This window comes from Rhizobium sp. BK181, assembly GCF_014193305.1.
GTDB lineage: Bacteria > Pseudomonadota > Alphaproteobacteria > Rhizobiales > Rhizobiaceae > Rhizobium.
In genome coordinates, this window is sequence record NZ_JACHZA010000006.1 from 45,162 (window position 1) to 64,600 (window position 19,439).

Here is a 19,439-nt window from a genome sequence, read left to right on the forward strand (position 1 = left end):
GCGAGACCAGCGTCCGGCCAGCCTTGTCCAGCAGAACGGGGTGGCCTACCCGATTTCCAGTTCCGTCTCGTCTTGTTGCTTGGAGCGTGTTGCAGTCAACTCACTGGTCGTCTGAACAAGCCTATCGGCGAGAACGCGCATCACGCCAACGCCCAGATGTGGGAAGTCGCTGAGCAGCTTCAGAAAGTTTTCCTTGCTGATGCGGAGCGCCTCGACATCGCTTGAGGCCTTGACGGTGGCCGTTCTTGGGGTGTCGCATAGGATCGAAATTTCGCCGACAATCGAGTTCGGTTCCACGTCGGCAACCCTTACGTCACCCGCTGGAGAATGCACAAAGACTTCCGCCTTTCCGGTGAGTATTACGAAAGCTGCGTCGCCCTGATCGCCTTGACGGCAAAGCGCTGTTCCAGATGGAAACTGCTTACGATCTGATGTGAAAGCTAGAAGCTTCAGCTTTGCGGGATCGATCGTCGAGAAGATCGGTACCCGTCGTAACATTTCTACTTCATCACGCAAAAACATGGGGCCTCCTCTAGTCCTCCTGCTCTTCAGCATAGGAATATCGGGAGCCAATGCAAGTTGGGTGCCCCGCATCGGACTTCAGTCCCATGGGCGAGCACCGGTTTCCATATCACGTTCGCACAGGCGACCACGGATCTTGTTCCGTTATCGACACGGCGACTGGATTTCCGGCCGAGATCGACGAGAATATCGATCAAGCTGACGCGATCGTTTCGGTTGCTAGTGGCATCTGCGGCGCAGACATGCGGGTGGAACTGTCCAACGCCTGTAACGATCTGGCTAGATACGACTTCCAGCTAAAGTCGACCTCAGATCTCGGCAGCTCGCATCCTTCAACACCATCGCCCGCTGGATCTCAGCCGAACACAACCGCGTCCAAGACGCTCGGAAACTCCACCGGCATCCCGTTGCCGATAACTTGACGGATGCGGCCGTGCGGCCGCCGCGAGGTCTTGCGTTATCTCGATTGCAGCAGAACGTTGGACAGGCCCTTTGGATATACTGGCCGAGATTGGGAAAAGACCCGCTTTCATGAAAGCCCCTGTTCAAGATATGCCAGACCGGCCAGGTTGGGACTTCCTTTTATGCGCTGATGGCGGCAGCCGGGCGGCTCCTGGGAAGGAGAGTGGCAATCGAACCAGCTTAGGTCTTCCGAAGAGATCGCCTCCTCGGCAATACCCCCGATAACCAACGTTACAAGGGGTGTTGCAGTCCTAAGGGCAGCGCTTATCTTGTCAGGCCGCCTTTGAATGCGTCGAGGTTTTGTTGATCGACGTTACCGCCAAGTTGGTAAGCTTGTTGTTCGTCGCCTTCTCCTGGTCGAGGATCTCGCTCAGAAGTTTGTGTGCCTCATCGTAACCGAGGTCCTTGGCCCATTCGCGCAGCGAGCCGTAGCGTGCGATCTCGTAGTGCTCGACGGCTTGGCAGGCGGCCAGAAGACCGGCGTCCAAAGCGGTACCTTCAGCTTCCTTCATCAAACCGTCCGCCTCTTTGATAAGGCCTTCAATCGCGTCGCATTTTTCGCCAGATGCCGTCTTGCCAATAGACTTAAAGACCTGCTCCAGCTTTTTTATCTGATCTTTCGTCTCCGACAGGTGTTCCTCGGCCGCCTTTTTCAATTCAGCGCTTTTCGCTGCTTTGGCGACCTTTGGAAGCGCCTTTGTGATGGCGCTCTCAGCGAAATAGAGATCCTGCAGCGTGTGCTCGAAAATTTCAGCGAGTGATTTCATCAATGCTCTCCGTGCCATATGAAACGTAGGGGAGAAAGTCTCCAGCAGCCTATTCGTTCCAGCGCCATGCCTGACACGCGGACTTGCGGGACAACAACCGCACGGCGACCACAGACGGGCCGCCGTTACCGCTGGCCACACCCGCCACAGTTCTCTGACGGCATATTGAATGTTTGGCGCCTGTGCCCAATCTACAGTGAGATTGGAGGCCCAATGTTCTACGTCACCCTGGCTTGTTGCGTCATTGCATGCGCTGTCTTCATTGGACGCTATTTTGCGGCCAGAACTCGCCTTGTTGAAAAGAAAATTGACGATGCCGTCGCTCGCAGCCTGCTCAAATCACCGCTTATGGTGGAACTGAGAGATCTAAGGGAATTCAACGGTGCTATGCGAAACCTGCTGATCGATCTGGTGGAGAATGAAGATCCGCGACAACAAAGCGTTGCCCGCCTGACGGCGACAGACAAAAAGCGCCTCTCAAGTGACCGGGAGCAGAGACGGCGAGAGATCTATGGTGAAGCGGTTTTCATCCTTCAACAGGAGACGAAAACAAAGCTTTCGACCAAAGACCACAAGACCGCTGATCTGACCTGATTCCTTGGGCCAATTTGCAATTGTTCTCGTAGCGGGACCATGGCCGGACGCATCTCACGCGGTACTCCGGTCAGGGGAACCCGCATTTCGATCTATGATGTTGTGACACCTATAGCGGCCGCCCATATTAGATTGGCAAACCTATGCCTCGCCTCTGAGGGAACACTATCCCGTCATGACGGACGGGACGGTCCCTCGCCTCTCTATCGTAGCTTCGACGTGAATTGGGGAGTGTCCACGGGACGGAAACAGGCAATAGCCCCGTTTGGCCCATACATGTAAGCCAGGCAATTTCAGTCAGGATCCGGCGGTGCGATCCGCCGGATCTTTAGGCGCAGCCCCTTACTGGGGCGTCGTTGCAGGCGCGGTTGCAGGCTTGTCTGCCGATGTTGCGGGCTTGTCTGCAGATGGGGTTTCGACTGCCGGAACGTTGACATTGACGTCAGCGCCACCACCTTTGCCGCCGCCGATATCGATAACGCCGGTAAACATCAGCAAGCCGCCAATGACAACCACGGCAATAACAATGATGGCAACTGCCCATCCACCATTGCCACTTCCGCCTGTATTGATAACTGTTGGTCCACGATCAGCCATGTGGGAATTCCTCCGTAGTATCTGCGCAAAATCGTAAAGCGAATTGAATTTTCAACGAAAACCATTGCACCGCGACCGCCGTGGTCGCCGACATATTAATTCGGAGGTTGGTTATTCGTTCCCCGTACGGGCCTTGGTCGGGTGCAACCTCAGACCAAGGTCCTACCTTTAAGGTCTCTTTCCGTCGTCTCTTACAACAGGGTGTCAAGATTGCGGATATCATTGGCACTGGAGGGCCGCTTCCGGCCGGCCCGTTAGCCGACCTTAAATTGGACAGCAATCGGAGCAGCAACGGTGTTTAGCAATGTTCGCAATAGGGCCGATTACCGTCATGCAGAGAAGCGCCAACAGCGGTCACCCGGCCTCCGACGTTAGAGCCCACATACCGCCTCCACGACCTCACGCAGCGCAATCGGTTTTTGTAGACGAATAATATTCGCAAACTCATCAGGGATCACGTCCGGGTCATATCCCGTGATAAAGACCAGCGGTATGAAGGACAAGGGACGCTCCGTTTTTGCGGGTATCATGCGTGACATCTGCGCCGAAAGGAAGCGGAAGCCGAACGGATGAGAGCCGGTCACGCGCTCAAGCTGTTAAACCGTAGTATATGGCATCATTACCATCAACGAGCGACGTATCATCCAGAGCGCCAATCCAGCCGTTGAGCAATTGTTCGGTTATGCGCTGCCCGATTGTTCGCCGCGGTCGATGAAGCAGATTGTCTTGCTGAAGGATACCAGGATACGAATCAGGCGGCGCTTTTGCATGCCATCGACCCGCCGCTCCAGGTCCGATATCCGTGTGTTATCCCCGCTGTCCTCGGCTGCAGACCTGCCAAAGGTAATGGCGGCAATGGAAAAGGGAAAAATGCGCAGCAAAGCCCAAGCCGCGCAGGTGAGGCGAGACGTATAAACATTACTGAAGATCCCCTGAAAACCGGCTACGACGACCGGCGCGATTTCCTCTTGCGTGGACCTCCTCAACCAGTCCTTCAAAAATATACCCTTTGCAGTCAAGTGAAAGAGCGACCCAATGCAACCATACTTGCAGCGCGGCTTCGGACGAAATGAAGGATTTCCACGCAAATCGCCATTCTGGCCGGCCGTCGCACTCCGTAGTTTACGCGATACTACGAGAAAGACGCATGGGTTCACTGTAAGGTGTGAGTAGCGCGATCTGAGTGTTTCAGCCTGTTCTAACCGCCATAAAGGAAGTCCCGATGGCGCAAGATCTCCATCCGGCAGCTACCGAGCACTTGCCAATCTTCATCACGCCCTCCGGTCAGACCGACTACCTGTTCGTCGGCGTCGTTGTCTTCCTGATCCTGATGATCCTGATCGTCGGTAATCTCTACTTCCAGCTTCACGCTGTTCCCGAGCGCATGGCGCATCGCACCAGCAAGGTACAGATGGAAGTGGTCGCGGTCCTGGCGCTGATTTCGCTCTTCACGCACAACCACCTGTTCTGGATCGCGGGTTTGCTGCTCGCCTTCATACACATCCCCGACTTTTCGACGCCACTCTACTCGATCGCTCAATCGCTCGGCAAGCTTTCCGGCCGCACGGTTGAAACGACCGACGACCCCGCCTTGGTTCGTGACCAGCCGCCAAAATCCGAAGAAGCGCATGCGAAGCCTGAAGAGCCTGCCAAGAGCGAGCCCCAAGGCGAGGCGAAGGTATCGGCACATGTTTGAATTGATGCTTTGCTCGCTTCTCACAATCTTCCCGGACTACCTCTACCGGCGCTATGTCCAAGGAAAGCGAATTGGCTATGAGATCAACCTCTATACCATGTGGTACGAGTTGCGCTGGGGCATTTCAGCATGCCTCATGCTCACCATATCGCTGATCACGCTGATCTTCTATTTCCATCCCTCGACGAAAAACGTAACGGCGGTTTTCCGCACGGTGACGATCCTGCCGGAAACGGTCGGACGCGTCGATGAGGTCTTTGTCGGCCTCAATCAGAAAGTTGAAGCTGGCGCGCCGCTTTTCCGGCTGGATGATTCACAGCAAAGGGCAGCGCTTGAGACGGCGCGGCGGAAAATCGCGGAACTGGATGCCGAAGCCAAGGTCGCGCAAACGGACTTGGTGACAGCAGACGGTCAGATCCAGGAAGCCCAAGGTGCGCTTCAGGTTGCGATCGACGAATATGAACTGAAGGCCCAGCTCCTGACCAGGGATGCTGTTGCCCGTCGCGAGGTCGATCGCCTCGCCAACACGGTCGAAAGCCGCAAGGGTGCGCTCAGTTCTGCAATCGCCAAAAAGGATACCCTCCAGGCCAAGATCGCAGACCTTCTGCCGTCACAGAAAGCGAGCGCGGAAGCGGCGCTTGCGCAGGCACAGGTGGAGTTGGACAAGACACTGGTGCGTGCAGGGGTCGCTGGCACGGTTCAACAATTCACTCTGCGGCCGGGTGATGTCGTCAACACCATGATCAGACCCGCTGGCATTCTCGTGCCGGCAACAGCGGGCAAAGGCACGCTGATCGCAGGCTTTGGACAGATCGAAGCACAGGTCATGAAACAAGGGATGATCGCCGAGGCCACCTGCATCGGAAAGCCGTTCACTATCATTCCGCTCGTTGTGACCGAGGTGCAGGATGTCATCGCGGCAGGGCAACTGCGAATGACGGATCAGCTTCTCGATGTTCAGCAACTGGCGCAGCCGGGAACGCTTACCGTCTTCCTGCAGCCGCTGTTCGAAGGCGGGCTGGATGACATTCCACCCGGCAGCAGCTGCATTGCCAACGCCTATACGAATAACCACGACGCACTCGCCGACAAGAATATCGGCACCATGCAATGGATCTTCCTGCATGTGGTGGACACCGTCGGTCTCGTGCACGCGATGATCCTGCGCATCCAAGCCTTGCTCCTCCCTGTACAGACCCTGGTGTTTTCGGGGCATTGATCGCGCGCCGGGGGTTTGACAATGGCGGCGACAGCTACGTCCTTGGCGGCACGGCTGGCCTGCTGGTGAAATTGCAATCGCAGCGGGGTCGGCCCCCGCGCAGGGATGCTGGCGATGGGCCGCCGGAAGCGAACATGGAGGTCGGGACGACACGCAAATCCTACCCGTCGCGCCGAACTAAACTAAACTAAAGCGCGTCGCCCGTTTTTTGATTCAGGTTCTCGAATCGGATGATTTGTGCACCACCTCAGCGTTACCAGGCAGCAACCGACATCAACGTCTCGCGCGTCGCCGTCGGCCAGCATATGCAGGCGCTTGAGAAGTTCCTGGGCACGATCCTGTTTGAGCGCCTGCAGCGGTCGGTGAAGGTGACGCGAGTTGGCGAGCACCACCATCTCGCAATCTCGGGCGGGCCTTGCGTGCTACCACCAAAATCAGCAAGCGGTCGGAAAGCGATATCGTCAATGTTGGAACGGCGCAGGGCTTCATGACCTACTGGCTGGCACCGCGACTGGGTGAATTGCGGCCCATCGTCCGCCACGCGTTTCACCTGCTTCTGCCGAAGACAACACTGTCCTCGGTTGCGGTGCGCGCTTTTGCTGGTTGGATCAAGGCGTCGCTTGTGGCGCTGGGAGAGGACCACGACAAACCAGAGACTTGAGCGCTTCCCGGCACCTTAGATGATGTCCGCTTTGTGAGAAGCGTTTCAATCCAATGCGGTTAGCAGCAATGTTATTGCTGGCTTAGCAACGCCAGCCGAGGCGTCGCCGCCTTTCTCGTCGGGCAGAGGTGTTTGCCCTTTTGTTCATTCATTGGAGAAAGCAAATGTTGTCGGTTAAGCTGAAGGAAGAGTTTGCCCGCCTCTTTGACGAAAAACTTCCATCGAGTGAAGGTGACGCAGACGCATTTTTGGAAGTTGATAGCTTCCGAATGTTCGCCCCAACGGAAAAGGGCGATCTGGTCACCCGCCTTGCCCTCTCCAGCAGCGAGACGATCGATCTGTCGGTCAACCCTCTCTGTGCTGTGCGACTTGCAGCGACCATCCTCGATCTCGCTGCCAGGTCGGGTGACTTCGTGGTCGATCTCGCCCTTTTTGATGCCCAGACTGGCGAGCAGGTGGCACGACTGCGGCCTTGAGTGAGATCAGCCAATCAACGGTCATCGGCCGCCAACGGCGGAAGAAAAACATCCTTCCATTGGTCCGCAGCAGATATTTCGCTTCGCGGATCCTGTTCCTGTTGAAGACGACCCTCTCGTGAATCGTCGCCACATGACCGTCTCAGTGGTATCATGAGCCAGCACGGTCGCGGTGTCGGGCAGCCGGATGGTGCATGTCTTCAATCGCCTGGGCTTCATCCGGCCGATCTCCTGAGGGGAGACAGCCATGGCAACTGCAAGAGCAGAGCGGCGGCTGGCCGCGATCGTGGCCGCTGACGTCGTCGGCTATTCCCGCCTCGTCGAACATGACGAGGCCAGCACTTTGTCGGCCCTCAAGGTTCTGCGCCGGGAGGTGATCGATCCGCTGCTGGCCGAGCATCACGGCCGTATTGTCAAGCTGATGGGCGACGGTGCGCTCGTGGAGTTCGGCTCAGTCGTCGATGCAGTCGGGTGCGCGGTTGCCATCCAGAAGGACGTTGCCGAGAACCAGGCCAATATCCCCACGGAGCGACGCATCATCTTCCGGATCGGCGTCAATCTCGGTGATGTGATCCACGAGGTTGATGGGGATCTCTACGGCGATGGCGTCAACATCGCCGCCCGTCTCCAGACCTTGGCGGATCCAGGCGGCATTTGCATTTCCGGCACGGCGTACGATCACCTCCAGGGCAAGCTTGACTGCGAATACGAGTACCTCGGCGAACGCGCGCTCAAGAACATGGAGCGGCCGGTGCGACTGTACCGTCCCCTTCTGGAAGGGACGACCGCACGAACGGCATCACCCAGCCCCGCACTTCCGGACCGACCATCCATTGCCGTGCTGCCCTTTAACGCCATGAGCGCCGAACCGGAGCAGGACTTCTTCAGCGATGGGCTCACCGAGGACATCACCACCGCGCTATCCAGGCTCAAGGGCTTCTTCGTGATCGCCCGCAACACGATGTTCACCTACAAGGGAAAGCCCGTGGATGTGCGCGCCATCGGACGCGAGCTCGGGATCCGCTATGTTCTCGAAGGGAGTGTCCGCAAGTCCGGCAACCGCGTTAGGGTGACCGCGCAGCTTATCGATGCGGCCTCCGAAGCCCATCTGTGGGCCGAGAGGTACGACGGCGACCTCGGCGACATCTTCGTCATTCAGGACGAAATCACCGCAAGCGTCGTCGGCCGCATCGGACCCGAACTCTTAGCCGCAGAGCATGCCCGCGAAAGCCCCAAGCCCAATCATGGCCTGGATGCCTGGGAATGTGTCGTGCGGGCAGTGTTCCTGTGTTCCCAGTTGTCTGACGAGAGCAGCCGGAAGATGCTCCCCCTGCTCGATCGGGCAATCGGACTGGCTCCCGCTTATGCCCAGGCGCTCGCCATGAAAGGTTGGATTACGATATGGCGTGCGTTCCAAGGGTGGGAGGACATGGGATGCGCCCTGGCCCTTGCCAGGGATATCGTCCAACAAGCCATTGCCGCGGACGATAAGGAACCGTGGGTTTACCTTGCGCAGGCGATGATAGCCTTTGCGACGCGCGACAATGACCTGGCAACGGCAGCGATCAGCCAGGCTGTGGCGATCAACCCCAACTCCGCGTTTGCACATGGCCAGTTGGGACTTGCGCATGCCAATGGGGGCCGTGCGGCGGATGCCATTCCTTGCATCGACTATGCCCTCAGACTGAGCCCGCGGGAGGCGTTTCTCGGCGACTTTCAGTTTTACTACGCCATGGCTTACTTCCAGGGAGCGAATTACGAGCTTGGATTGAAGTACGCACGGGAGGCTCATCGCTTGCGGTCCGGCCACGCGGTTCCGCTGGTCATCGGTACTGCCTGTGCCGGACTTCTGGACAATCAGGAGGCTGCCACGGACCTGCTCGGACAACTCAAGTGGTTGGTCCCTGACATCTCACGGGACGCGATCGGAGCAACATCCTCGTTCGTCCGCGCCGAGGATCGGGCGCGCCTGATCGAGGGACTTGCCCGTGCCGGCCTGAATTGACAGGTTGGAGTAATTTCCGCTTTTGGGGAATGGGAAGATCGACAAGCCGGCGCCCACCGGCTGGGGGCAGAGGCGTCGTTCGCCAGGATGGCGCCAAGAAAGCCCTCACTCTGCCTGCATGTAATCCGCCACGCTGTAGCAGTGGCTAGCCTGATAGGCGTTGCGCCCCCTGTTCATGTGCGTCAGGTTGAACGTGCGAATAGCGGCCAGGACACGGCGGCTCGTGAGGAATGTGCGGATCGACAAAGAGCTTTGCACATTGATGCCGAAAATGTTTGCACCACGCGGGAAGAAATAACTGACATGCTCTGGCATCGCCACACTTTGCTCGAGAAAGTGTTCATCCACCTGGCTCGGCGTTGCTGAACCATCTATCGTGAAATCCGAAAGATGCACGATGAACCTGGCGCGGATATCGTCACCGTGGGCATAGAGCGTAAAGAGCTCCATCCAGCTCGCATTGACGCGGACAAGCGGCTTGTCCAAGGTGGATGGCAGACAGGAAACCGACCAGTAGTAGCGCTCGGTCTTGCGGATCATCGGAATGCAGTTTGGGCCGTATAGCCCGACAATCTCCAGCAGTTCCCCCGCTTGCGGGCGGTTGAGGAGCTTCTCAAATCGAGCGACATATTTGAAGCGCTGTTCAAGGGACTCTGGGCGCTCGCCCACGTCCGGCAGCTCGATCTTGCCCGCTATCCAATCGCGCTGCTGCTCAGGATCAAGGAACTGCCGCACACCGGTTGTTCTCGGGCGTGAAGTCGCGGCCATATCAGACGTCCTGCGAAACTCGTATGCTCGTCATAGCCCGCTCCTGTTTTCTCGCTAAGGCTTCAGCGAATCTCACCATCGCGCCCAATGCGCCTTCGAATGATATGTCGCCAATCGTGAATTTGGAAAGTCTACGCGACGACGCCCCCCTTTCATTCAGAAAGGTCTCTGTCTGAAGCTGCTGTTGGGATAAGCTCTTGTGGCGCGGCTTGATGTCAGCGGCCAGCGTGATGCAAGATCCTTCCTGCTCAATCGAACAGAGATCGACAGATGGAGAATTCCGCCGCTTGGCTTGGGCTGTTCTGGCTGTTTTAGTAGCAATCCTCGTAGCCTTGGCCACCGCATGGGCCTCGCTCGCATTATGGTATCGCTTTCCGGCATCAGACGTCGCCAGAGGTTTTGCCGCCGTGCTGTTCGCTCTTTTCGGAGTTTTCACGATCGTCGCGCTGTTGGGCTCCTGGCGGCACAAGGCAATCCTGACATTTGCAGCTTTGTTGGCACCGGTGGAATACGATCAAGCCCGTCGCGGACGCAGGCAGCCGACGTCGGGCGACAGGTTACAGGCAACGGCGATCTGCTGACGCTCACCAATGTCCGCGAGTTCGAGTGGCGTAGCAGCACCGACTTCACTGAGCGATGGACGACGCGTACCTATGACATGAGCAAGCTCCGGATGGTCGACCTGTTCATGTCTTATTGGGCGGGGCCAGAGATTGCGCACGTGATCTTCAGCTTCGGTTTTGAAGGAGGTGAGCAGCTTCCGTGGTCGATCGAAGTCCGCCGCCGGGCTGGAGGCGCGTTCTCGCCGCTTGCTGATCTATTAAGAGCATCCTCTGGTGATCATCGCCGCAGACGAGCGGGATGTTGTGGGCGTCCGGTCGAACTTCCGTGGTGAAGATGTCCAAATTTACCGCCTGAAAGCATCTCCGCAACAGGCGCGGGCACTCCTGCGGGATTATGTTGCAGACGCCAATGCCCTCGCAGCGACGCCGGCGTTCTATAACTCGATCACGAGCAACTGCACGACGACGGTCGTCAAGATGATGCGCCTGGTTGGAGACAAGGTTCCCTTCGACTGGCGTCTCATCGTCAACGGCTATCTTCCCGACTTCGCCTATGATCGCGGCCCGGTGGATACCTCAGTGTCGCTTGCTGAACTCAGGACCGTCGCTCATATCGGCGAGCGGGCTCGGGCCGACGGATTGTCGCCGAACTTCTCAAAGTCGATCCGCGGCGGCGTACCTTCGCCAGCGCCGGAGGGTCAGCGATGAATGGCAAAAATCCCGTGTTTTCATCGCACGTGGAAAACGCCGATCTAAGCCGATAGCGGATACGACGTCACAATCTCGTGCTATACCTCACCGACGTTGCCACCATATCGCACAAGTACGAGCGCAAGCTCTTTGCTGAAGAGTGAAAAGCCGCCGGTTGATTGTCGTAACCTGCACAAACCAAGAGGTAGGACATGCACAAGTTCACTGTTATCGTCATGGATCAAATCGAGGCTGACACCGCTGAGGAAGCAGCCCTGCTCATGTATCAAGGGCTGGCCAATGGGCCCTTGCCTTTGCGCTATTCGGTCACTGATGAGACAAGCATCACCACCGATCTGGTGCTTGATCGGCAAACGGCAGATGATTTCGCCCGTCTCGATCATACTGCAGACCCGGGCAACTGGTGATGCTCCGAGCCTCAAAGTCACCGAGCATGTGCCAAAAGTGTGTGGCCACCATCTCTATAACTCAAGATTGCGCGGGTCATGAGCTATTGCATGATGGTTCAATCACTCATCTGGAGCCGTACGCGCCACCGAGGCTAGATGATCTATGCCTTGGAAAACTTCACCATTTCCCATAGATGCCTTCGTTGAAGGTCGGTGTCCTCACCTATTCCAAAAGATCGAGAATGATTTATTGAACGTCCGACATCGGCGGCTGCAGGAGGATTGCGTTATGGTTGGCGACAGAGAAAAGACGAGAGGAAGGCCCGGCCGGAAGCCTTTGAAAGACGCGGCCTCATCATCCGTCCAGGTGCTCGACCGCAGCCTTAGACTTCTGGAACTCGTGGCTGAGGGTGATGGGGCTGTTCTGAGCGAACTCGCCGAGCAGTCCGGGATGGCAACCTCCACTGTGCACCGACTTCTCAATTCCCTCGCCCAGCATGGCATGGTCGCCCATGACGGTGAGACCGGTGCGTGGACGGTCGGCGTAAAAGCCTTCGAGATCGGGACGGCCTACATGCGCTTTCGCAAGCTCGGCACGATCAGCCGGCCGTTTCTGAAGCAATTGATGGGCGCGTGCGGCGAGACGGCAAATATCGCCATCGAAGAGGATGGCGACGTCGTCTTCATCTCGCAGGTGGAAAGCCACGCACCAATGCGCGCCTTTTTTCGCCCCGGCCGACGCGGGCCAATCCACGCATCCGGGATTGGCAAGGCCATCCTATCGACGTGGCCGGACAAGCAGATCGAAGCCCTGCTTTCCGGCCGCTCGCTCGAACGGTTCACTGACAAGACCCGCGACAGCTTGGCCTTGCTGCTGCAGGATATTTCCGGGATTCGATTGCGTGGCTGGTCGATCGATGACGAAGAGCACACACTTGGCATGCGCTGTGTAGCGGCGCCGATTTTCGACGAATACGGCGAAGCCGTCGCAGGCATTTCCGTTTCGGGGCCGGCCGTCCGTATGCCTGACAACAAGCTCGAGGCGGTCGGCCCACTCGTTCTTGCGGCGGCCAAGGGCCTGACCAAAGCAATGGGGGGCCGATCGCGGCCCCTGTTGTCGATAGATGTCGCCAGCCAGGGCTGAGCCGAAACCGGACTATCAGGCCGTTTCCAGCGTCCGGGGTGCTTTCGACGCATTTTCCTTTCGGACCTTTGCCTTCATCGGCCTGCCGCCGACGTAGACTTCGGCGATGCAGCGGTCGTCACCCATTGTCTGGAGAATGAAGAGTTCTTCGGCAAGCGATGTCACGGTATGCATGCGATATTCCATCGCTGACTTCGCCCTGGAATCAAGGATGACGATATCGGCATCGGCGCCAGCCTCGAGCGAGCCGATTGATCGTTCAAGCCCGAGTGCGAGAGCGTTGCCCCGCGTCATGCGGTAGAAGGAATTCAGCGGAGTGAGCCGCTGACCCTGCAGGTGCAGCACCTTGTAGGCCTCATCCATTGTCTCCAGCATAGAGAAGCTTGTGCCCGCCCCGACATCGGTTGCGACGGACCATCGCCCACCAAGCTTGTCGAAACGCGCAGCGTCAAACAGCCCTGATCCAAGAAAGAGGTTCGATGTCGGGCAAAAGACGGCGACCGCACCTGTTTCGCAAAGAGCGCCGACCTCCCGATCACTCATGTGGATGCAATGGCCTAGCAGCATGCGATCATTCAGCAGGCCGTACCGCGCGTAAATATCCGTATAATCCTTCGCTTCGGGATAAAGGGACGTGGCAAAGGTGATTTCATCACGATTTTCGGAGAGATGCGTCTGGACGTAGCAATCAGGGTGCTCGGCAACCAGCGCCCTGCTCATGTCCATCTGCTCAGGTGTGGAGGTGATGGCAAACCGCGGACTGATTGCGTAGCGTGCGCGGCCGCGGCCATGCCATTTCCCGATGAGCTGCTTCGTCTCGTCATATCCGCGCTGCGGTGTATCGCGGAGTTCGTCCGGCGCGTTGCGATCCATCATCACCTTGCCGCCGATCACGCACATGCCACGCGCTTCAGCTGCTGCAAAATAAGCGTCGACGCTTTCCGGATGAACCGAGCAGTAGGCGACAGCAGTGGTGGTGCCGTTTGAAAGCAGTTCGTCCATGAAACGGTCGGCCACCTCTGCTGCGTGAGCGGCACGCGCGAACTTTTGCTCCTCGACGAAAATATAGGTGTTCAGCCATTCGAGCAGCTGCGCACCATAGGAGGCTATTGCCTGGGTCTGCGGAAAGTGCAGATGCGTATCGATAAAGCCTGGCAGAATGAGGTTCGGCCGGTGATCCACAACCGAAAGATTGGCGCCTGCCTCTCTGCTGATTTCGATGTAGGAGCCGAGCGCTGCCACCTTGCCGCCTCGCACAAGAACTGCGCCATCCTCGATATAGCGGTAGGACGATGTGTCATCGATGCCCTTGGGTTCGGCGACGAATGTCAGCACGCGGCCGCGGATAAGAATGTCGTTCATTGAACTTTCTCCGCGCTGATGGCGCTTTCGTACCAAGAGACAAGGAGGCGACGCTCCTCGTCGGAGATCTGCGTGACATTGGCCGGGGGCATGGCATGCGAGCGGCCAGCCTGCAGGTAGATCTCGCGAGCATGGGCGGCAATGTCCCTGTCCGTATCAAGCACGACGCCCTTTGGCGGCGCGATGATGCCCTCCCAACCCGGCTCCTTCGCGTGGCACATCGAGCAGCGTCCCATCACGGTGTCGCGGACCTTGGGAAAGGCTTGAGCGGCGATGAATGGCTGCTGGTTGGCCGAGATCCTGGCATCTTCCGACTGACCCGTCAGCACCTTCGGGACCGTCGAGAGCCACATGATGGCAATGAACAGGAGCACTGTGACAAGCCATGTCCATGTCGGATTGCCTGCATTGGCGTGGCGGGTATTGAAATAATGGCGGATCGTAACGCCCATCAGGAAGACGAGAGAAGCAATGATCCAGTTGAACTGGGTGCCGAATGCCAACGGATAGTGGTTGGACAGCATCAGGAACAGCACAGGCAGGGTCAGGTAATTGTTGTGCGTCGAGCGCTGCTTGGCGATCTTCCCGTACTTAGGGTCGGCCTTGCGGCCGGCGATGAGGTCGGCGACGACGATCTTCTGGTTCGGAATGATGATGAAGAAGACGTTCGCGGACATGATCGTCGCGGTGAAGGCCCCGAGATGCAGGAACGCAGCGCGACCCGTGAAGAGATGGGTGTAACCCCAGGCAACGCCGACCAGGATGAAGTACAGCGCCACCATCAGTCGTGTATTGTCATTGCCGAAGGGCGACTTGCAGATAACATTGTAGGTGATCCAGCCAAGCACGATCGAACCGAGCGATATCGCGATCGCGACAGGCTTTGATACATCAAGGACGTTGGGGTCGATCATGTAGAGGTCGGCGCCGGCATAATAGACGAGACAGAGCATGCCGAAGCCGGAAAGCCAGGTGACATAGCTTTCCCATTTGAACCAGCCCAGGTGGTCCGGCATGTTGGCGGGCGCAACGAGATACTTCTGGATCTGGTAGAAGCCTCCGCCGTGAACCTGCCATTCCTCCCCGAACGCGCCCGGTGGAAGATCGGGCCGCTTTTTCAGGCCAAGATCGAGCGCGACGAAATAGAAAGACGATCCGATCCAGGCGATCGCCGTGATCACATGCAGCCAGCGGACGGCGAACGTCAGCCAATCCCACGCGATAGCATATTCGTACATAGGGACCTCCCAGTTCTTGAGTACGGTTCTGCCATCGCGCGACTTCCCCGAAAATCCCGGTTAATCCTCGAACACTTTCAAAAAAATCTATAAGATCGCGCCGGTGCCCCTCGCGCAACGGTGTGGTAAAAACTCTCATGTCCTATCTCGACAATGTGCGTGTCTTCGTCCGGGTGATCGAACTCGGTACACTTTCAGCCGCGGGACGCGACCAGCGCGTGACCCCTGCGGTCGCCAGCAATCGCATCAAGGAACTGGAGATCCACCTCGGCGTCAGGCTGTTCAACCGTACGACCCGTAAGCTGTCGCCGACCGAGCATGGCCGCGTATTCTACGAAGGGGCGGTCAAGATCATCGAAGCGGTGAATGAGGCAGAGGCAGCAATCGCGGATCTGTCGCGCAATCCCAAAGGCTCGCTCAGAATTACCGCGCCGCTCGGCATTGGCCGCAGGCTGATCGCATCCGGCATCCCGGAATTCCATGACAAGTACCCGGATATCGAAGTGCGGGTGCGCCTTTCGGACCATAATGTCGACATCCTTGCCGAAGGTGTTGATGTTGCCTTCAAGCTTGGCGTGCTCGAGGATTCGAACCTGCACATGCGCGGCATCCTCAACTGCCAGCGCGTCTTGTGTGCCTCTCCGGCCTATATCGCGCGGCGCGGCCTGCCCGAAAACGCCGATGCGCTGATCGCCGACAAGCACGACTGTCTCTTGCTGCGCTATCCGGGTTCGAAGGAATATTTCTGGATGCTGGTGACCGCCGACGGCCCGCGCAAGTTCGATGTGGCTGGCCCCTATGACAGTGACGACGGCGATGTGCTGACGCAATGGGCACTGGAGGGTCGCGGCATCATCAACAAGCCGCTCTTCGAGGTAAAGGCCGATCTCAATGCAGGCCGCCTGGTGGAGATCCTCAAGGATAGCCCGCCAGCCTCTGTCCAACTCGCGGCAATCTATCCGCACAAACGCTTTCAGGACCCGAAGGTCCGGCTGATGATCGATTTCATGGCTGATCGTTGTCAGCGCTTGATCGGAAAGCTGCTCGAAGAGGAACCGGCTGTTGAGGCAGTTGCCGGCTGATTTCGCGACGCCGACCAGGTGAGCGCCGCAGTCGTGATTTCTGCGGCGGCAAGGGTCGCAATAACGGCCGGACGTTTGTCCTTAACTGCCGTTCCGCCAATCGGGCAGACGAGGTTGGCAAGCAGTTCTGGGGCACCGACCTCGCGTGACAGCCAGTTGCGAAATGTTGCCTTCTTCGTCTTCGAGCCAATCATGCCGACATAGGCGGCGTCCGGGCGCTGGAGCGCTTCGGCAGCAATCAGGAAATCCAGGGCGTGATCATGTGTGAGGATCACGAAACTGCTGCCGGCAGGTGCATCACGCACCACGGCTTCTGGCACGGCCGTCAGGCAGGTTTCGATGTGAGGGGCGGTCGAGGCACTGAGCTCGTCTTCCCGCGTATCCACGAGAACGACGCGAAGCGGTGCCAGCGACAGCACATAGGCGAGTGCATCGCCGACATGGCCGGCGCCGAACACATACACATGAGGGCGTGTTGCGATGTCACGGTCGTTGCGTGCGATGAGGTCCCTGGCGACATCAGGGTTGAGCACTGTGAAGACAAGGTTGACGCGACCACCGCAGCACTGGCCGATCTCCGGCCCAAGCGGCACATTCATCGCCGCAGCCGGGATCCCGAGGCGCAATGCCCGGCGTGCCTGATCGATGGCCATATGTTCGAGCTGGCCACCGCCGATGGTCGCAAAGGTTGCCCGTTCCGAAACGAGCATCCAGGCATCGGTGTCGCGCGGCGTGGAGCCTGCAGCGCCTGCCACCTCGATGAGGATAGATGCCGGTTCGCGTCGGATAAAATCCCGGATATTTTCGCGCGCTCCAAGCATCGGTCCTATCCCTTTTTCCCTGCCTTGACGCGCTCGATCGCCATCAGCACCCGCTCAGGCGTTGCAGGCGCATCGAGGCGCGGGCAGATCCGGTGGTCGGCAACGCTTGCCACCGCGTCCGAAAGCGCATGAAGCACGGAAAGCCCGAGCGGCAGCGGCGGCTCACCGACCGCCTTCGAACGATGGATGGTCGGCTCGTAGGCCTGTGACCAGTCTGTCAGTTCTACGTTGAAGACCTTGGGCCGATCGGATGCAAGTGGAATCTTGTAGGTCGATGGCGCATGGGTTCTCAGGCGCCCCTTTCCGTCCCACCAGAGTTCCTCCGTCGTGAGCCACCCCATGCCCTGGATGAAGCCGCCCTCGATCTGGCCGATATCGATGACCGGGTTCAGCGAGCGCCCGGTATCGTGAAGGATGTCGGTGCGCTCGACGATATATTCACCGGTCAGCGTGTCGACGGAGACCTCGGAGCAGGAAGCGCCGTAGGCATAATAGTAGAACGCGTGACCACGACCCTTGGAGCGGTCCCAATTTATCTTGGGCGTCTTGTAGAAACCGGCTGCAGAGAGCTGGACGCGCGCCATATAGGCTTTCTTGACGAGCACCGGGAAGGGAATTTCCTCAGCGCCGATGCGCACGCGGTTGGGAAGGAACAGCACCTCGTCGCGCGAAACCTTGTAAGTCTCCGCCGCAAACGCGATCAGCCGCTCCTTGATCTGGCGTGCGGCGTCCTGCGCCGCCATACCGTTGAGGTCCGCGCCTGACGAAGCGGCGGTTGGAGAGGTGTTCGGTACCTTGGCGGTCGTCGTTGCCGTGATCTTCACCCGGTCGAGGTCGATCTGGAATTCCTCCGCCACGACCTGCGCCACTTTCAGATGGAGGCCCTGCCCCATTTCCGTGCCGCCGTGGTTCATGTGCACCGAGCCATCGGTATACACGTGGACCAGAGCTCCTGCCTGGTTCGACTCCGTCTTGGTAAAGGAGATCCCGAATTTCACCGGAGTGAGAGCCATGCCGCGTTTGACAAAGCGGCTCCTGGCATTGAACTCCTGGATTGCCTGCCGGCGTCCGGCATAGTCAGCACTCTCCTCCAGTTCCGCGACGATGCGCTGGATGATGCAATCCTCCACCTTCTGGTGGTAGGGGGTGAGGTTGCGTTCGCCCTTAGCGCCCATCGGGTCGTAAAAATTCAGCTTGCGGATCTCAAGCGGGTCCTTGCCAACCGCAAATGCGATCTCATCGATGACCCGCTCTGCGCCCACCATGCCCTGCGGGCCGCCGAAGCCGCGGAAAGCCGTGTTGGAAACGGTGTTGGTGTAGAGCGGGGCCGACTTCGCGCGAACGTGCGGCAGGAAGTAGGCATTGTCGCAATGGAACAGGGCACGGTCCCCGACCGGCCCGGAAAGATCCGCGGAAAAACCCGCCCGGAGCGCAAAGGTGTAATCGACGGCAAGGATGCGACCCTCGTCATCAAAGCCGATATCGTAGTCGATCGCGAAATCATGCCGCTTGCCGGTGGCAACCATGTCTTCATCGCGATCGAGGCGGATCTTGACGGCGCGCTTCAGCTTCTTGGCAGCAATGGCGGCGATCGCGGCGCATTGGTTGGCCTGGGTTTCCTTGCCCCCGAAGCCACCACCCATGCGTCGTACCTCGACGGTCACTGCGTTGCTCGGCACGCCAAGTGCATGAGCGATCATATGCTGCGTCTCGCTCGGCCCCTGGGTTGAGCAATAGACGATGACGTCGTCGTCTTCACCGGGAACGGCAAGCGATACCTGGCCCTCGAGGTAGAAATGGTCCTGACCGCCGAGGCGCATGCGACCGGTCACTCGTCGTGGGGCGCCAGTGAGGACAGTCGTTGCATCACCGCGTTCAAGGGTCAGCGGCGTGACGACCTGGCGATGGCTCGACACGTCCAGATCCCAGATATCGATTTCGGCCGGCAGTTCCTCATACTCGATTTTTGCCAGACGGGCGGCGCGACGCGCCTGTTCGCGTGTTTCGGCAATCACGCAGAAAATCGGCTGGCCATAAAACTCGACCTTGCCTGATGCAAGCACCGGATCGTCATTCATGTAGGAGGGGGAGATGTCGTTGACCCCGGGTACATCCGCATGGGTCAGGACAGCGACCACGCCCGCGGCAGCACGCACGGCGGAAAGATCCACCGACGTCAGGATGCCGTGCGCCACGCTCGAAAGACCGAGGCCGGCATGCAGGGTACCAAAGGGTTCGGCGATGTCATCGATGTAGACAGCGGTTCCCGAGACATGCTTGTGAGCGGAATCGTGCCTTGGGCTGGAATGGACGCCGCCCGTGATCGTTTCGAGCTTGAGTTCGGTAGTGTGCTTGTTCATCG

General features: G+C 58.4%; 19 protein-coding genes and 1 pseudogene. 11 read left to right on the forward strand and 9 right to left on the reverse strand.

The genetic code is table 11. The features are described 5' to 3' along the window. Positions 1-45 precede the first annotated feature (45 nt). Positions 46-522, reverse strand: a complete 477-nt coding sequence (locus FHT77_RS16370; RefSeq protein ID WP_183756006.1) for a Crp/Fnr family transcriptional regulator — start codon at positions 520-522, stop codon at positions 46-48. A 734-nt stretch (positions 523-1,256) separates the two neighbouring features. Next, positions 1,257-1,751 (reverse strand): ferritin-like domain-containing protein, encoded by a 495-nt coding sequence (locus FHT77_RS16375; RefSeq protein ID WP_183756007.1) that lies wholly within the window; start codon positions 1,749-1,751, stop codon positions 1,257-1,259. Between the two features lie 213 nt (positions 1,752-1,964). Between FHT77_RS16375 and FHT77_RS16380 the strand changes: the two genes are divergently transcribed. Beyond that, entirely contained in the window at positions 1,965-2,345 is a 381-nt protein-coding gene (locus tag FHT77_RS16380; RefSeq protein ID WP_183756008.1) for a hypothetical protein, read from the forward strand. Between the two features lie 342 nt (positions 2,346-2,687). On the opposite strand, the gene FHT77_RS16385 is transcribed toward FHT77_RS16380, so the two are convergent. Then, positions 2,688-2,942: a hypothetical protein gene (locus FHT77_RS16385; RefSeq protein WP_183756009.1), complete on the reverse strand. Its 255-nt coding sequence runs from the start codon at positions 2,940-2,942 to the stop codon at positions 2,688-2,690. A 680-nt stretch (positions 2,943-3,622) separates the two neighbouring features. After that, entirely contained in the window at positions 3,623-3,940 is a 318-nt protein-coding gene (locus FHT77_RS16390; protein WP_183756010.1) for a hypothetical protein, read from the reverse strand. 224 nt (positions 3,941-4,164) lie between these two features. On the opposite strand from FHT77_RS16390, the gene FHT77_RS16395 reads away from it, so the two are divergent. From FHT77_RS16395 to FHT77_RS16420, 6 genes are all read left to right on the forward strand, one after another. Then, complete coding sequence (locus FHT77_RS16395; RefSeq protein WP_183756011.1) at positions 4,165-4,638, forward strand: hypothetical protein; 474 nt, start codon at positions 4,165-4,167, stop codon at positions 4,636-4,638. Next, positions 4,631-5,857 (forward strand): HlyD family secretion protein, encoded by a 1,227-nt coding sequence (locus FHT77_RS16400; protein ID WP_183756012.1) that lies wholly within the window; start codon positions 4,631-4,633, stop codon positions 5,855-5,857. Before FHT77_RS16395 ends, FHT77_RS16400 begins: the two co-directional genes overlap by 8 nt. A gap of 305 nt (positions 5,858-6,162) precedes the next feature. Next, the gene (locus tag FHT77_RS32255) at positions 6,163-6,348 is read left to right on the forward strand and encodes a hypothetical protein (RefSeq protein WP_409527461.1); all 186 of its coding nucleotides are present in this window, start codon (positions 6,163-6,165) and stop codon (positions 6,346-6,348) included. After that, positions 6,273-6,518 carry a hypothetical protein gene (locus FHT77_RS16410; RefSeq protein WP_183756202.1) on the forward strand — a complete coding sequence of 82 codons (246 nt, stop codon included), beginning with the start codon at positions 6,273-6,275 and terminating at the stop codon, positions 6,516-6,518. The genes FHT77_RS32255 and FHT77_RS16410 overlap by 76 nt, the downstream gene beginning before the upstream one ends. Before the next feature lie 164 nt (positions 6,519-6,682). Continuing rightward, complete coding sequence (locus tag FHT77_RS16415) at positions 6,683-6,994, forward strand: hypothetical protein (RefSeq protein ID WP_183756014.1); 312 nt, start codon at positions 6,683-6,685, stop codon at positions 6,992-6,994. Between the two features lie 247 nt (positions 6,995-7,241). Then, positions 7,242-8,999, forward strand: coding sequence for an adenylate/guanylate cyclase domain-containing protein (locus tag FHT77_RS16420; RefSeq protein WP_183756015.1), 1,758 nt, complete (start codon positions 7,242-7,244; stop codon positions 8,997-8,999). Positions 9,000-9,104: 105 nt separating this feature from the next. Here FHT77_RS16420 and FHT77_RS16425 read toward each other — a convergent pair whose 3' ends face one another. Beyond that, a complete protein-coding gene (locus FHT77_RS16425) occupies positions 9,105-9,767 on the reverse strand; it encodes a hypothetical protein (RefSeq protein ID WP_183756016.1) in 663 nt (220 codons plus the stop codon). A 230-nt stretch (positions 9,768-9,997) separates the two neighbouring features. Between FHT77_RS16425 and FHT77_RS32260 the strand changes: the two are divergent. The 3 genes and pseudogenes from FHT77_RS32260 (at position 9,998) to bhcR (ending at position 12,574) form a co-directional block, all read left to right on the forward strand. Further along, positions 9,998-11,038, forward strand: a pseudogene (locus FHT77_RS32260) (DUF4105 domain-containing protein). 194 nt (positions 11,039-11,232) lie between these two features. Beyond that, a complete protein-coding gene (locus tag FHT77_RS16435; protein WP_183756017.1) occupies positions 11,233-11,448 on the forward strand; it encodes a hypothetical protein in 216 nt (71 codons plus the stop codon). Positions 11,449-11,719: 271 nt separating this feature from the next. Further along, a complete protein-coding gene (bhcR, locus tag FHT77_RS16440; protein ID WP_183756018.1) occupies positions 11,720-12,574 on the forward strand; it encodes an HTH-type transcriptional regulator BhcR in 855 nt (284 codons plus the stop codon). Between the two features lie 15 nt (positions 12,575-12,589). Here bhcR and guaD read toward each other — a convergent pair whose 3' ends face one another. Then, positions 12,590-13,936 carry a guanine deaminase gene (guaD, locus tag FHT77_RS16445; RefSeq protein ID WP_183756019.1) on the reverse strand — a complete coding sequence of 449 codons (1,347 nt, stop codon included), beginning with the start codon at positions 13,934-13,936 and terminating at the stop codon, positions 12,590-12,592. Then, positions 13,933-15,174, reverse strand: a complete 1,242-nt coding sequence (locus tag FHT77_RS16450; RefSeq protein ID WP_183756020.1) for a urate hydroxylase PuuD — start codon at positions 15,172-15,174, stop codon at positions 13,933-13,935. The genes guaD and FHT77_RS16450 overlap by 4 nt, the downstream gene beginning before the upstream one ends. A gap of 137 nt (positions 15,175-15,311) precedes the next feature. Here FHT77_RS16450 and FHT77_RS16455 point away from each other — a divergent pair, with 137 nt between their 5' ends. Next, positions 15,312-16,256, forward strand: coding sequence for a LysR family transcriptional regulator (locus tag FHT77_RS16455; RefSeq protein ID WP_183756021.1), 945 nt, complete (start codon positions 15,312-15,314; stop codon positions 16,254-16,256). Here FHT77_RS16455 and xdhC read toward each other — a convergent pair. After that, positions 16,196-17,077, reverse strand: coding sequence for a xanthine dehydrogenase accessory protein XdhC (gene xdhC, locus FHT77_RS16460; RefSeq protein ID WP_183756022.1), 882 nt, complete (start codon positions 17,075-17,077; stop codon positions 16,196-16,198). The genes FHT77_RS16455 and xdhC overlap by 61 nt on opposite strands. A 5-nt stretch (positions 17,078-17,082) precedes the next feature. Then, positions 17,083-19,437, reverse strand: coding sequence for a xanthine dehydrogenase molybdopterin binding subunit (gene xdhB / locus FHT77_RS16465; protein ID WP_183756023.1), 2,355 nt, complete (start codon positions 19,435-19,437; stop codon positions 17,083-17,085). Between the last annotated feature and the right edge of the window lie 2 nt (positions 19,438-19,439).

Coding starts and splice junctions, on each gene's coding strand:
- FHT77_RS16370 (WP_183756006.1), bottom strand. CDS start 522: ATGTTTTTGCGTGATGAAGTAGAAATGTTACGACGGGTACCGATCTTC.
- FHT77_RS16375 (WP_183756007.1), bottom strand. CDS start 1,751: ATGAAATCACTCGCTGAAATTTTCGAGCACACGCTGCAGGATCTCTAT.
- FHT77_RS16380 (WP_183756008.1), top strand. CDS start 1,965: ATGTTCTACGTCACCCTGGCTTGTTGCGTCATTGCATGCGCTGTCTTC.
- FHT77_RS16385 (WP_183756009.1), bottom strand. CDS start 2,942: ATGGCTGATCGTGGACCAACAGTTATCAATACAGGCGGAAGTGGCAAT.
- FHT77_RS16395 (WP_183756011.1), top strand. CDS start 4,165: ATGGCGCAAGATCTCCATCCGGCAGCTACCGAGCACTTGCCAATCTTC.
- FHT77_RS16400 (WP_183756012.1), top strand. CDS start 4,631: ATGTTTGAATTGATGCTTTGCTCGCTTCTCACAATCTTCCCGGACTAC.
- FHT77_RS32255 (WP_409527461.1), top strand. CDS start 6,163: ATGCAGGCGCTTGAGAAGTTCCTGGGCACGATCCTGTTTGAGCGCCTG.
- FHT77_RS16415 (WP_183756014.1), top strand. CDS start 6,683: ATGTTGTCGGTTAAGCTGAAGGAAGAGTTTGCCCGCCTCTTTGACGAA.
- FHT77_RS16420 (WP_183756015.1), top strand. CDS start 7,242: ATGGCAACTGCAAGAGCAGAGCGGCGGCTGGCCGCGATCGTGGCCGCT.
- FHT77_RS16425 (WP_183756016.1), bottom strand. CDS start 9,767: ATGGCCGCGACTTCACGCCCGAGAACAACCGGTGTGCGGCAGTTCCTT.
- FHT77_RS16435 (WP_183756017.1), top strand. CDS start 11,233: ATGCACAAGTTCACTGTTATCGTCATGGATCAAATCGAGGCTGACACC.
- bhcR (WP_183756018.1), top strand. CDS start 11,720: ATGGTTGGCGACAGAGAAAAGACGAGAGGAAGGCCCGGCCGGAAGCCT.
- guaD (WP_183756019.1), bottom strand. CDS start 13,936: ATGAACGACATTCTTATCCGCGGCCGCGTGCTGACATTCGTCGCCGAA.
- FHT77_RS16450 (WP_183756020.1), bottom strand. CDS start 15,174: ATGTACGAATATGCTATCGCGTGGGATTGGCTGACGTTCGCCGTCCGC.
- FHT77_RS16455 (WP_183756021.1), top strand. CDS start 15,312: ATGTCCTATCTCGACAATGTGCGTGTCTTCGTCCGGGTGATCGAACTC.
- xdhC (WP_183756022.1), bottom strand. CDS start 17,077: ATGCTTGGAGCGCGCGAAAATATCCGGGATTTTATCCGACGCGAACCG.
- xdhB (WP_183756023.1), bottom strand. CDS start 19,437: ATGAACAAGCACACTACCGAACTCAAGCTCGAAACGATCACGGGCGGC.